This is a genomic window from Pedobacter ginsengiterrae (genome assembly GCF_039537385.1).
GTDB lineage: Bacteria > Bacteroidota > Bacteroidia > Sphingobacteriales > Sphingobacteriaceae > Pedobacter > Pedobacter ginsengiterrae.
Genome location: NZ_BAABAK010000015.1, coordinates 307,824 through 321,219 on the forward strand (window position 1 = coordinate 307,824; position 13,396 = coordinate 321,219).

9 protein-coding genes are annotated in these 13,396 nt (G+C 35.4%); 5 read left to right on the top strand and 4 right to left on the bottom strand.

Annotation, left to right across the window (positions count from 1 at the left end; translation table 11 throughout):
* Window positions 1-2 precede the first annotated feature (2 nt).
* Window positions 3-422 carry a cobalamin B12-binding domain-containing protein gene (locus ABD692_RS14455; RefSeq protein ID WP_316755116.1) on the bottom strand — a complete coding sequence of 140 codons (420 nt, stop codon included), beginning with the start codon at window positions 420-422 and terminating at the stop codon, window positions 3-5.
* Between the two features lie 116 nt (window positions 423-538).
* Between ABD692_RS14455 and ABD692_RS14460 the strand changes: the two genes are divergently transcribed.
* Window positions 539-2,194: a glutamine--tRNA ligase/YqeY domain fusion protein gene (locus ABD692_RS14460; RefSeq protein ID WP_316755114.1), complete on the top strand. Its 1,656-nt coding sequence runs from the start codon at window positions 539-541 to the stop codon at window positions 2,192-2,194.
* Between the two features lie 177 nt (window positions 2,195-2,371).
* Here ABD692_RS14460 and ABD692_RS14465 read toward each other — a convergent pair whose 3' ends face one another.
* Entirely contained in the window at window positions 2,372-3,208 is an 837-nt protein-coding gene (locus ABD692_RS14465) for an N-acetylmuramoyl-L-alanine amidase (protein WP_344768103.1), read from the bottom strand.
* Between the two features lie 114 nt (window positions 3,209-3,322).
* Between ABD692_RS14465 and ABD692_RS14470 the strand changes: the two genes are divergently transcribed.
* From ABD692_RS14470 to ABD692_RS14485, 4 genes are all read left to right on the top strand, one after another.
* Window positions 3,323-5,005 carry a dipeptidyl-peptidase 3 family protein gene (locus ABD692_RS14470; RefSeq protein ID WP_344768105.1) on the top strand — a complete coding sequence of 561 codons (1,683 nt, stop codon included), beginning with the start codon at window positions 3,323-3,325 and terminating at the stop codon, window positions 5,003-5,005.
* A 452-nt stretch (window positions 5,006-5,457) separates the two neighbouring features.
* Window positions 5,458-7,899 (top strand): TonB-dependent receptor domain-containing protein, encoded by a 2,442-nt coding sequence (locus ABD692_RS14475; protein ID WP_344768107.1) that lies wholly within the window; start codon window positions 5,458-5,460, stop codon window positions 7,897-7,899.
* A 313-nt stretch (window positions 7,900-8,212) separates the two neighbouring features.
* On the top strand, window positions 8,213-9,517 hold the full coding sequence (locus ABD692_RS14480; RefSeq protein WP_344768108.1) for an IS110 family RNA-guided transposase: 1,305 nt from the start codon (window positions 8,213-8,215) through the stop codon (window positions 9,515-9,517).
* A gap of 222 nt (window positions 9,518-9,739) precedes the next feature.
* Window positions 9,740-11,977, top strand: a complete 2,238-nt coding sequence (locus ABD692_RS14485) for a S41 family peptidase (protein WP_344768110.1) — start codon at window positions 9,740-9,742, stop codon at window positions 11,975-11,977.
* A gap of 79 nt (window positions 11,978-12,056) precedes the next feature.
* On the opposite strand, the gene ABD692_RS14490 is transcribed toward ABD692_RS14485, so the two are convergent.
* Together ABD692_RS14490 and ABD692_RS14495 are read right to left on the bottom strand one after the other, a co-directional pair.
* The gene (locus ABD692_RS14490; protein WP_344768112.1) at window positions 12,057-12,731 is read right to left on the bottom strand and encodes a hypothetical protein; all 675 of its coding nucleotides are present in this window, start codon (window positions 12,729-12,731) and stop codon (window positions 12,057-12,059) included.
* 101 nt (window positions 12,732-12,832) lie between these two features.
* Entirely contained in the window at window positions 12,833-13,351 is a 519-nt protein-coding gene (locus ABD692_RS14495; protein ID WP_344768113.1) for a hypothetical protein, read from the bottom strand.
* Window positions 13,352-13,396: the final 45 nt, after the last annotated feature.

The following is a 13,396-nucleotide window of genomic DNA, read 5'->3' on the forward strand; positions in this document are numbered from 1 at the left end:
GCTTAAAAGTTTCTGTTTTCTGTAACCCAATTTTGAATATATTGTACAATGCTTGCCATCGTTGTTCCTGGAGGAAATAATTCTCCAACACCAAGTTCAGCTAGTTTAGTCCTGTCTCCTTCTGGAATAATTCCGCCTCCTGTTAATAGCACATCATCCATCTGTTTTTCTTTCATAAAATGAATTATTTTTGGAAAAACCGTCATATGTGCCCCTGAAAGAATTGAAACCCCAATTGCATCAACATCTTCCTGCAGGGCTGTATTCACAACCATTTCAGGCGTTTGACGTAAGCCAGTGTATATCACTTCCATACCAGCATCGCGTAAAGAAGTTGCGATTACTTTAGCACCTCTGTCGTGCCCATCAAGCCCAACCTTGGCTACTAAAACGCGTATCGGGCGGTTTAATTCTTTGCTCATAGTGAATATTAAGTTGATGTAAATGTATTGATTTTGATCTTCAAATTATTCATTAACTAAAACAACAAGAATTGCACTAATCTTTTTACATTTGCATTCCTAATTTACAGGTTTTTATGAGTGAAGAAAAGTCATTGAACTTTATTGAAGAAATTGTTGAGAACGACTTAAATAGTGGTAAGTATGAAACTTTGGTTACGCGTTTTCCGCCAGAACCTAATGGTTATCTACACATTGGCCATGCGAAAGCAATTTGCTTAAACTTCGGACTAACACAGAAATACGGCGGTTATACAAACTTGCGTTTTGACGACACTAATCCAGTTACGGAGAAAACAGAGTATGTAAACAGCCAGCAAGAAGATATTAAATGGTTAGGTTTTAGCTGGAAAAACGAATTATTTGCATCAGATTATTTTGATGAATTGTATTCTTTTGCCGTAAAACTAATCGAAAAGGGCTTGGCTTATGTTGATGAAAGTTCTGCAGAAGAAATTGCAAACCTAAAAGGCACACCTACCGAACCTGGAAAAGATAGCCCTCATCGTAATCGCAGCGTTGAAGAAAACTTAGACATTTTCACTAGAATGAAAAATGGTGAGTTTGCGGATGGCGCTTATATTTTGAGAGCAAAAATCGATATGGCAAGTCCGAATATGTTAATGCGTGATCCGATTATTTATCGTATTAAACATGCAGAACATCACCGTACAGGCAACAAATGGTGCATTTACCCAATGTACGATTTTGCTCACGGACAAAGTGATAGTATCGAAAACATCACCCATTCGATTTGTACATTAGAATATGTTTCGCATCGCGAACTATATGATTGGTTTATCGAGAAATTAGAAATTTTCCCTTCAAAACAATATGAATTTGCCCGCTTAAACCTTACTTCTACCGTAATGAGTAAGCGTAAATTATTGCAATTGGTAAACGAAAATTTAGTTAGTGGATGGGATGATCCACGTATGCCTACAATTTCTGGCTTACGCAGAAGAGGTTTTACACCAAAAAGTGTTCGCGAATTTTGTGAGCGTATTGGTATTGCTAAACGTGAAAACCTGATAGAACTGAGTTTATTGGAGTTTTGCATCCGTGAGGATTTAAATAAAACAGCTAATCGTGTGATGGCCGTTTTAGACCCAATTAAATTAGTGATAACCAACTACGAAAAAGGAAGTGAAGATTTAATCGGCGAGAACAATCCTGAAGCAGAAGATGGCGGAGGTACCCGTATTATTCCATTCAGCAACGAACTTTGGATTGAGCGTGAAGATTTCATGGAAGTACCTGCAAAAAAATGGTTCCGTTTAGCGCCAGGTGCAATGGTTCGTTTAAAATTTGCCTATATCGTTAAATGCGAAGATTTTGTTAAGGATGAAAATGGTAACGTGACCGAAATTCATTGTACTTACATTCCCGAATCGAAAAGCGGAAATGATACAAGTGGAATTAATGTAAAAGGAACCATTCATTGGGTTAGTGCAGCACATGCAAAAACTGCGGAAATTCGTTTGTACGATCGCTTATTTACTTCCGAAACGCCAGATGCTGAGGAAGGAGACTTTAAGGATTATCTAAATCCTGAAAGCTTAACCGTATTGCCTAATGCATACATAGAACCAGCTTTGGCTGATGCTGATTTAGATGGTCGTTACCAGTTCATCAGAAAAGGGTATTACTGCTTAGATAGAGATTCTACACCTGAAAAACTTGTTTTCAATAGAACAGTTACATTAAAAGATACCTTTAAGAAACCGAACTAAATAGTTTAGCTTTCTTAATAAACACGGATAGACTAGTTTTATCCGTGTTTTTTTATGCCAAGATTGTTGCCATAGAAAGTAATCTTGCAGATGATATTCTATGTTAATTAGCGATATTAACGGAATTTAAGAACATTATATTATTCCGCAATCTCTCGGTCTAAACGGCAAACCTCTTTAATATTTTGTATAAACATTATACAAAACCAAAATATCTACAGGCGTTAGTTTTGGTTTTAAATCTGTTTGAATAAAATGACGCTTAAAAGCTATAATTGCAGCACCTAAATCACTTGTATCGTAGCCCATAAGCTTTAATGCATTAGTGGTATCGAAATCAACTGGTGGATTTTGAAGTACATCATCGTACCAATAGCCAAAACCCTTAACGGCTAATTTTTTCCATGGAAAATTGTTCGGGTCTGGTTTACGTTTTGGGGCGATATCTGCGTGCCCAATAAAGTTTGCGGTTGGGATTCCGTATTTCTTTTTCAGCGTTGTTAAAAGTTTTATCAAGCTGTTAATCTGTGCATCAGGCCAAATATCGGTTGTGCCGTTATTGTCTAACTCAATCCCAATTGATGAAGAATTCAAATCTGTATCTTTACCCCACTTACTTACCCCTGCATGGTTAGAACGAAGATAATCGTTAACCATCTGAACTACTTTCCCATCGCGGCTAACCACATAATGTGCGCTAGTTCCTGCTTTTGTAGAGTGAAATGTTTTTATAGTTTGGGCTAAACTATCTTGGGCGGTATGGTGAATAATTACAAAATTAGGCTTACGAATGCCAAAATTTACAGAGCCAATCCATTGCTGGTTTGCAGCATTTACTGAATCATAAAGCTGACCTTCGGGCGGCGTTGCCAATATAATCTTTGAAAAACCCTTAACCTTTTCTTTATAAATTTTTTCGGTTGCAGCATACTTATTTGTGCTACAGGCAGAAATTAAAAAAATTAAAACAATTGAAAGTGATAAACGATTTTTTGTAAGACTTGTTAACAACATAATGTATTTTATTAATGCATCGAAGTTACAAAGTTAGGTTAAAGTTCATCCTTTACATCAAACTTTATACAATGCTTTTAAATTTTATTAATTTTGGCTCGATATAATTTAATAATGAAGAATTTATACAAAACAAACATATTATTACCAGCTATTGCATTATCGGCAACACTGTTTTCAGCATGTAACAATGCTAATCCCCCATTAGGAGACAAAGCGGCAGTTGTTATCCAAAAAGATAGTTTAACTGAATATGTTGCACAACGCCTACCCATTTACGAACGCGTAAAATTAACAACCAATATTAATCAGCTTAGTGTAAACGACCGTAAGGTTTTGCCTCTATTAATTCAAGCGGCAGAAATTATGGATGAATTATACTGGAAACAAGCTTATCCGCAACGCGATAGTTTACTGGCAACCATTAAGGATGAAAAAACGAGAGATTTCGTTAACATTAATTATGGCCCATGGGATAGATTAAATAACGACAAACCTTTTGTTGCAGGAGTTGGGGTTAAACCTGAAGGTGCATCATTTTATCCTTATGGCATAACTAAGGAAGAAATTGAAAAATCGACACTGTCTGACAAATTTGGTGCTTATTCGGTAATTAAAAAAGACAGCGCTGGAAAATTAAGCACAGTGCCTTATCATGTACTATTTGCTGCTGAGTTACAAAAAGCATCATCATTATTAAAACAAGCAGCTTTAATAGCAGAAGACGCTGGTTTAAAAAAGTACCTAAACCTACGAGCTGATGCATTGGTATCGGATAATTTTACCGCAAGCGATTATGCCTGGTTAGATATGAAAACCAATGGGCTGGACATTATTATTGGCCCCATTGAAAACTACGAAGACAAACTTTTTAATGCCCGCACAAGCTATGAGTCTTACGTTTTAATTAAAGATGCAGCATGGAGCAAGCGTTTGGCAAAATATGTAAAAATGCTTCCAGAATTACAGAAAAACTTACCTGTTGCTGCAAAATACAAAGCAGAAACACCAGGTACCGATTCTGAACTAAATGCTTATGATGTTGTTTATTACGCAGGAGATTGTAACGCTGGATCTAAAACCATTGCGGTTAATTTACCAAACGACGAGAAAATTCAACAAGAAAAAGGAACCCGCCGCTCTCAGCTTAAAAATGCAATGCAAGCAAAATTCGAGAAAATTTTAATGCCAATTTCTAAAGAGTTAATTGACGCTGAGCAGCAAAAATATATCAAGTTTGATGCGTTTTTCGCAAACGTAATGTTTCATGAAGTTGCCCACGGTTTAGGGATTAAAAAAACCATAACAGGCAAAGGTTTTGTTCGTGCTGCTTTGAAAGAGCAATACAGCTGGCTTGAAGAGGGCAAAGCTGATATTTTAGGCTTATATATGGTGACAGGTTTACTTAAAAAGGGCGAACTACAAGGTGATATTAAAGAGTATTACACTACTTTTATGGCAGGCATTTTACGCTCAGTTCGCTTTGGGGCATCAGAAGCGCATGGAAAGGCTAATATGCAATGCTTTAATTACTTTAAAGAAAAAGGTGCATTTGAACGTACATCACAAGGAACTTACAAGGTAAATTTCGATAAATTTGCTTCTACCATGAATGATTTAAGTGCATTTATCATTACCCTGCAGGGAAATGGCGATAAAATAGCTGTAGAAAAAGCCCAAAAAGAAAAAGCTAATATCTCTTCAGAATTACAAAAAGATTTAGATCGGTTAACCAGAAAAAACATTCCTGTTGACCTTGTTTTTGAGCAAGGTGTAGATGTTCTTGGCGTGAAATAATTTTAAATTCGATATTTTGAAAAGGTTTGTAATGCAAAATGCTTACAAACCTTTTTTTATGGGTAGAATTTTTGTTTAATAGCCTGACAGCAGCGGAAATACTTTTTTTTTGCAACCACACTGAATTGAATACCGCACGGAAAGATGGTGTAGACCATTTAATACTCCGCATTACCGAAGCCTAAAAAGATTGGAGCAAATGGCAGGGCTACATTAGCCATAACCAACCAGCATTCACTTTCAAATTATGATTAAATTAATGTTTTTATTCTTTTTTTGAAAACCTTGTAACCTTTTAAAAAAACGGTCGTCTTATTAATAACTAAACCACGGAAACCGTTCGTTTTCGTGCTAAACTTTAAAACAGGAAGGTAAAATTCTGGAAAACGTATGCACATACGTTATAGAAATCGTTTTGCCTAAATTTTTTAAATTATTAAAACCTAAAACCAATGAAAACTATCTACAAAATATCGTTATTAATAATCGCCACTTTTTCTTCGGGTTATCTCTTTGCGCAAACATCTTCGAAGGCAAACATTACAGGGACTATACTGGATGAGAACAAAAAACCTGCAGATTACGCAACTGTTGTTCTTTATAAAGCTGCAGACTCTAGCATAGTAAAAACTGGCTTTACAGATCCGAACGGTGCTTTTGGCTTTACGGTACCAACCAAAGGAAATTATTTCTATAAGGCCAGCAACATGGGCTATAAAACTTTAAAAAGTAAAGTTATTACCCTTGCTGAAGATAATCAGAAAGTAGATTTTGGTTCTGCGCAGTTGGTTTCTACAAGTCAGAATTTAAAAGAAGTTACCATTGCAGTAACTAAACCATTAATCGAAAGAAAGATGGATAAAGTTGTAATGAATGTTTCGAGTAGTGCGGTGATGACAGGCTCCAATGCACTCGAAGTTTTACAAAAAGCTCCAGGTGTTTCAGTCGATCAGAATGATAATATTTCTATGCAGGGAAAGCAAGGCGTATTGATTCAATTGGATGGAAAACAAACTTATATGAGTAGCGCTGATGTGGCAAATTTGTTGCGTAACATGCAAAGTTCTGAAATTGAAACAATTGAATTAATTACTAATCCTTCTTCAAAATACGATGCATCTGGCAATTCAGGCATCATTAATATTAAAACTAAGAAAAGTAAAGCAGGCGGTACAAACGGAAGTGTAAATGCAACCGCTGGATATGGTAAAAACTTTAGAGGTAATGCAGGATTAAATCTTAACCATAGAACAGAGAAGTTAAACATTTTTGGAAATTATAATTATGGTAGAACCAAACGCGAAAATACAATTGCTATCGACAGGATCTCGAACGGTACACCCGATACTTATTTTATGCAAGAAGGTTTAAGTAATAGAAAACAACAAAACAATAACTTTAAAGCAGGTTTAGACTATTTTATCGATAAGAAAAACACAATCGGTGTGTTAGTAAATGGGTATTTCAACAACGGGACAGAATTTGCTACAAATAACACGTTAATTGGCCCGTCTTTCCAAACAACAGATTCTACATTAAGATCTACTAGTTTGCAAACCAATAAGTATAACAATATTGCTTATAACCTAAATTATAAGTCGATTTTGGATACTGCTGGTTCGGAAATTTCTGCAGATTTCGATTATTCAAAATATAGTGGCAATGATGGCTCTGATTACACAAACGACTATATGTTTGCAAATGGAAATAGAATTCGACCGATTAGTTATACTAGAAATAATACACCTTCGAAAATTGATATTAAAGCATTTAAAGTAGATTACAATGTTGCTTTAAGCAAAACGGTAAAGCTTGAAGCTGGATTAAAAAGTAGCTGGGTAAAAACAGATAACGATTTGCAGGCAGAAGAACTTACAAACAATAACTGGCAAAATGATGTTCGTAGAAGCAACCAGTTTGTTTACGATGAAAATGTAAATGCCGCTTATACAAATATTAATAAACAGTTTAAAAATACCAGTATTCAACTTGGTTTAAGAGTAGAGCAAACCAACTCGAAAGGAAATTTAATTACAACAAATACAATCGTAGAAAGAAGTTATTGGGATTTCTTTCCAACACTATTTGTTCAACAAACACTTTCAAAAAACAACCAGTTAGGTTTGTCGTACAGCCGAAGAATTGACCGCCCGAGTTACGATGCCTTGAATCCTTTCATTTACTACTTAGACCAGTACACCTACAATCAAGGTAATCCGTTTCTAAAACCTCAATACACTAACAATTTTGAGTTGAGTTATACCTTAATGCAAAAGTATATGTTATCGGTAGGTTACAGCAGAACAACTGATGTAATTACCGAAGTTCTGTTACCAAACGAGGCTCAAAAAGCGTTATACCAAACCAATGAAAATCTTGCGAAAAACATCAGTTATAATGCTAATTTGAATATTCCAGTTAAGGTTGCTAAATGGTGGTCGATGAACAATAATTTAAATGTTTTCTACTTGAGTTTCGAGGCTCCGAATTTAGCTGGTCAGGCATTGAAAACAGGTAAAACATCATTTCAATTTAAATCGCAACAAAGTTTTACCATAGTTAGTGGGTTAACAGCAGAGTTAAATGGCAGCTACGAATCACCATTAGATTATGGCACGTTAAAACTAAAAGAAAGATATTCTATTGATGCAGGTTTGAGTAAATCTTTAATGAATAAAAAAGCAAGTTTAAAGCTGGCTTTATCAGATATATTTAACACGTACAAAAATAATCTATCGAGTGGTTATCCTGGTTTAAAGTATGAGGTTCGCCAGAAAAACGAAAGCCAGATTGGCAGAATAAGTTTCACTTATCGTTTTGGTAAAAATGAGATAAAACCCGCCCGTCGTCGCTCTACAGGTACAGAATCTGAACAAGGCAGAATGAAAAACTAAATTACAAATCCTTTGAAAAGCAAAGCCTGGCTACGAATATCGTTAGTCGGGCTTTTTGCTTGATCTTTTAATTATTCTGTCATTCTGAGGGTTAATTTATTTCATAAAAATCAATATAAATGACGTTAACTTTATTGTGAGTAAGAGATGAGCATCATAACAGTCGTATCATTAGTGTTTCAACCTGAAACTGAGTTTTGTTTTAGGGTATTTTATTAATCAATATTGGTGAATCGAGAGATATCCCGCATGGTGGTAATATTTCTATCTTATATACCCTAAGCTCATTCTAAAAAAGTACTCGTTTGTTATTATGGATATTTTAAGCAAGATTTATCCCAACAGTGCCGGTATCGATATTGGCAGTGAAAAAGTTTATGTTTCGGTAGAGGGACAATCGGTCAGGAACTTTCGCACCTTTACCGCAAGTTACAAGGAGTTAAGTGCCTATCTGAAGGAATGTTCGATAACCCATGTAGCGATGGAGGCCACGGGTGTCTACTGGATCACCCTTTACGATATTTTAGAAGCCGATGGCTTTGATGTAACATTGGTAAATCCCTCTGACAGTAAAAACCTTCCGGGTAGAAAAACCGATGTTCAGGACTGTCAGTGGATACAGCAGCTTTTTAGCTATGGCCTGCTGCGCAAGAGTTTTGTTCCTGAGGATATTGTAAGAAAACTAAGGGTTTATACGCGGATGCGGGAGGATAAACTGCAAATGGCATCCACCCATGTTCAGCATATGCAAAAAGCCATGATTCTAATGAATATCCGCTTGCCCGAAGTGCTTTCGCAAACCCACGGAGCTAGTGGGCTAGCCATGATAGAGGCTATTCTGGCCGGGGAGCGAAATCCTGAAAAGCTTTTAGGCTATTGTACTACAAGTTTGATCAAAAACAAAGGCAAGGATATCTTGCTGGCCCTGGAAGGTAATTACAAAGAAGAATATATTTTCGAACTTCAGCAAGCTTATGATGGGTACATGTTTTACCTCAACCAAGTCTCCAAATGTGATACCGAGACCGGAAAAATACTTGAAGAATATAATAGTTCATCTAATAAAAATTACACGGACAATCATCCAATAAAACCAATCCGCCATAACAAACCTAAAATAAATCATTTGCATGATCTGCTTTTGGGTATTCATGGAGCGAATCCCACCACGCTACCCGGCCTAACCGATTATAGCCTAATGCGACTTACTGCCGAATTAGGAAACAATATAAACCAATGGCCTTCTGTTAAAAATTTCGTTTCCTGGCTTGGGCTTGCGCCCGGAAAACACCAATCCGGTAAGATGAACAAGAGGAGTAAGAAAAAACCTGCCACAAGAGCCGGACAAATATTCAAACAAGCTGCACAGAGTCTTATCCTGAGCAAACAGCCTGGACTGGGCGCTTTTGCCCGAAGATTAAAGGCAAGAAAAGGCTCTGGAATTGCAATAAAAGCAACTGCACGAAAATTGGCTGAACTATACTACAGGATATTCGATAAGGGAATGATGTATGTTGAGACAGGAATAGCAAAGTATGAAGAAAAAATCAAGCAGCAACAAATTATGTTTCTTCATAAAAAAGCAAATGAACTTAAAATGCAATTAACTGAAATATAGATAGTTAAAAATAACGTCAATGGTAGGCACGAAGCATCTGTTTCATCGGTTGCATATTCTTCGTACCTCAGAATGACAATGTGAACGAAGCGGCTTCTAATTTAAAAGGATATCGCTTCAATCCCGTTTATAAACAAAATTTCCTGCTACTATTAACAGTTGCAAATTGGCAATCTATTTTTTATAATTACTTTAGATTAAAACATCTAAACTCTCAATCTCATGAAACAATTACTTTTCATTATTCTACTATTATCTTCATGCAAAACCTATTCGCAATTTGATATAAATGGCAGTTTTGAGAATCTTGCTAAAAACAGGGAACCAAAAGGTTGGTTAGTTAAATTTAGTGAAGCACAAAATAAAGCTTACCAAATTTCTTTAGATAGCACCATAAAACAGGATGGAAAATATAGCATCTTACTCGAAAAGAAAGGCTCCCAATCTTCTTTTGGTGTAATAACCTATCCCATACCACAAATTTTCGAAGGCAGAACGATAGAATTAAAAGCATATTTAAAAACCGAAGGCGTTTCAACAGGTTACGCTGGCTTATATATGCGGATTGATGATGAAAATTCTAAAATGATAGCCTTTGATAATATGGGCACCAGAGGTGTAAAAGGAACTACTGACTGGAAACAATATTCGATAAAACTTGATTATCATAGCGAAGAAGTTAAAACGCTCTACATCGGCGGACTTCTTTCGGGAGATGGAAAAGCCTGGTTTGATAATTTTGAAATTTTTATTGATGGTATACCAATTACCAGCAACGAATTAAAAAAATTAGCATTAGCAAAGGCAAAAACCGACACCGCTTTTATAAATAGCTCAAAAATAAAAGACTTTAAACTTGATGATCAAACCACTAACAATTTAATAGCAACTGGTCAATTTTGGGGGTTTCTAAAATACCATCATCCAGCTATTGCCAAAGGAGATTACAATTGGGATGCAGAGCTGTTCAGATTGCTGCCAACAGTAATTAATGCAAAGAATAATTCTGAACTGAGTTTGGCATTGGAAAAATTTTTAGACAAATTGCCAAAGCCTGAATTATGTAAGGATTGTAAAACGATTGCGAACGAATCTTACGAAATTAAACCAGACTATGGTTTATTGTTTGATAAAAAAATTTTCAGAGCCTCTCTTTTAGAAAAACTAGAATACATCAAAGAGAATAGAAATACAGGTAGAAATTATTATGTAATAATGAATCCAAGCACATCTAACCCCATTTTTAAAAATGAGAATCCATATTTAAAGATCAGTTATTCAGATGTTGGTTACCGCATGTTAGCACTTTATCGCTACTGGGCGATGATTAATTATTTTTTCCCATACAAGGATGCTATTGGTCAGGATTGGAACAATGTTTTAAAAAAATCATTACCAGAGTTTGTTGATGTAAAAAATGAGTTAGATTATTCTAAGGCCGTCTTAAAACTAATTGCATCGGTAAACGATACACATGCAAATCTTTGGAGTGGAAGTAAAGCGCTAAACCAATTTAAAGGAAAATATGGCGCTCCGCTTCAAGCTAAATTTATTGAGCAAAAATTAGTTATAACAGCATTGCATACCGATACGCTTGATGTTAAGGGCAAACTAAAAGTTGGGGATATAATTACATCCATACAAAACAAAGATGTCGCTGAACTTATAAAAGAATATTTACCATTAACGGCAGCATCAAATTACGATACACAACTTCGGGATCTACCTAAGAATTACTTACTCAGAAGTAACGAAAACAGCTTAAAAATCAAAGTCGAGCGAGTTGGCAAAAGCTTTGAATATGATCTGCCAATGGGTAAATTAATGCAGGTTTATAAAGATCCAGATTTCGAAAAGGCAGAAGCCTTTAGGTTAATAAATGAAAACATAGGGTACGTGTTTCCAGGAAAATATAAAAATGCTAAGTTGCGCGAAATTATTAAACTTTTTGCCAACACTAAGGGCATCATAATCGATATGCGTTGTTATCCCTCTGATTTTATGCCTTTTACTTTTGGCAACTACATCAAAAGCTCTTCAACACCATTTGTAAAATTTAGTATCGGGAACCCAGCATATCCTGGCGCTTTTAAATTTAGCAATGCGATAAACAATGGCGAGATGAATCATGATAATTATAAAGGAAAAGTTGTAATTATTGTTAATTCAACTTCGCAAAGCCAGGCTGAATATACAACAATGGCATTTCAAAGTTCGCCAAACGTTAAGGTTATAGGTAGTAAAACAGCTGGAGCTGATGGAGATGTATCTCCAATAGTTTTACCTGGAGGATTAAGAACAATGATATCAGGGATTGGCGTTTTTTATCCTGATGGGAAACCAACACAAAGGGTTGGTGTAAGGATTGATGAGGTAATTTACCCAACAATTAATGGGATAAAAGAAGGAAAAGATGAGTTGCTCGAAAAAGCTATCGAAACATTAAACAAAGGATGGTAGCAATCATTTAAATTAAAAAGGGCGGTGCTTCATGAGGCACTAAAAACTATCACTAATATTTGCAGACTTTGTGTTTATTTCAAACATATAATTTTAATCTCTCTCTAAAAAATTTTGGCGGTTTAGTTGCTAAATAGTCTTTGGCGAGCTGTGCCCGCTCTTCTTTATTTGCTTTGCTATAAGCCAATTCAAATGAATTTGATGTGATTAATGCATTTACGTATTTATCGTTTAAATACTTGACCCTTTCAGCGAATGAGAGTTGTATCTCGCCTTTTTCTTCAAGGAAAAGTTCAACATTCTTAACAATGGGATTAAAGCTCTCGAAATATGAATTTTCTTTTTGAGCAAATATTAAGACATACCAAAGCAAAACTACATGTTTTTTAGCGAAGCTATCATCCTGTGTATTTAGAAATGCTTCTGCATAAGGTATTATTTCAATCTTGCGGCCTAAGGTATCACTGGTAGCTACAGCCCTGGAAATAACACCCCAATAACTAGCTGTTTCTGGTGGATTCTCTTTTAACAATCTTAAATCTATATCAAAGGATTGTTCGAAAAAACCAGTATGCTTATAAATCATACTCATTAGGCTTTCACATTCAAATCGAACTCTTACATATTCTCCTTTTCCTTCATATTGTTTATAGAATGTATGGAGCTCATCTATCCAGATCAAAGAAGATAGATTGGAAGCTACTTTTAAAAGTAGTTTTTCGAATTCAGGCATCCAATACGGAATCTCTTTCATGTTTAGTTGACTAATTTGAGTTTGTTAATCAAATATCTTAAAACTAAATATCGTCATTTAAATTAAAAAGGGCGGTGTTTCCATCGCCCTTAAATTCTTTATTATTTAATTCGTTCAATAAAAGATATGCTGAATCCACTAAAACAATCATCTGCACAATTTTTGGGCACATAGCCACAGCTTGATATCATTCCATTATTTTTGGATTCAAAACTTACTTCGGCATCATCCCTTTTTATTAATAATTCAGTTTTTGCCTTCTCGTAAATTTCATCAAGCGTTAAAATTGCACCATAATTTTTATGACTATATAGCTCTTGCCCATTCTCCACCCAATCTTCATGTATCGTGATGACATTGCCTGGTTGTTTAACCGTTTTAGAAATATATTCCCGCTGTACAACTTTACCATCTTTTACCGTAATTGTAGTTTGTGTAGAGGAGCCTGACCATGAATTGGTAACCAGTTGATACTTATAATTATTGCTGGCCGAAGCTTTAAAATCAAGCCAGGTTTTAAAGCTTTTATCAAAATCCTTTTGAAACTCAATTGCTTCCTTTTTACAGCCACTTATTGCAAAAACTAGCAATAATACTAATACAGTAAGATTTCTTTTCATAGTTGGTTTTTTTTAATGAAAACGTGAATTTTCAGCTAAACGCTA

Coding starts and splice junctions, on each gene's coding strand:
- ABD692_RS14455 (WP_316755116.1), bottom strand. CDS start 422: ATGAGCAAAGAATTAAACCGCCCGATACGCGTTTTAGTAGCCAAGGTT.
- ABD692_RS14460 (WP_316755114.1), top strand. CDS start 539: ATGAGTGAAGAAAAGTCATTGAACTTTATTGAAGAAATTGTTGAGAAC.
- ABD692_RS14465 (WP_344768103.1), bottom strand. CDS start 3,208: ATGTTGTTAACAAGTCTTACAAAAAATCGTTTATCACTTTCAATTGTT.
- ABD692_RS14470 (WP_344768105.1), top strand. CDS start 3,323: ATGAAGAATTTATACAAAACAAACATATTATTACCAGCTATTGCATTA.
- ABD692_RS14475 (WP_344768107.1), top strand. CDS start 5,458: ATGAAAACTATCTACAAAATATCGTTATTAATAATCGCCACTTTTTCT.
- ABD692_RS14480 (WP_344768108.1), top strand. CDS start 8,213: ATGGATATTTTAAGCAAGATTTATCCCAACAGTGCCGGTATCGATATT.
- ABD692_RS14485 (WP_344768110.1), top strand. CDS start 9,740: ATGAAACAATTACTTTTCATTATTCTACTATTATCTTCATGCAAAACC.
- ABD692_RS14490 (WP_344768112.1), bottom strand. CDS start 12,731: ATGAAAGAGATTCCGTATTGGATGCCTGAATTCGAAAAACTACTTTTA.
- ABD692_RS14495 (WP_344768113.1), bottom strand. CDS start 13,351: ATGAAAAGAAATCTTACTGTATTAGTATTATTGCTAGTTTTTGCAATA.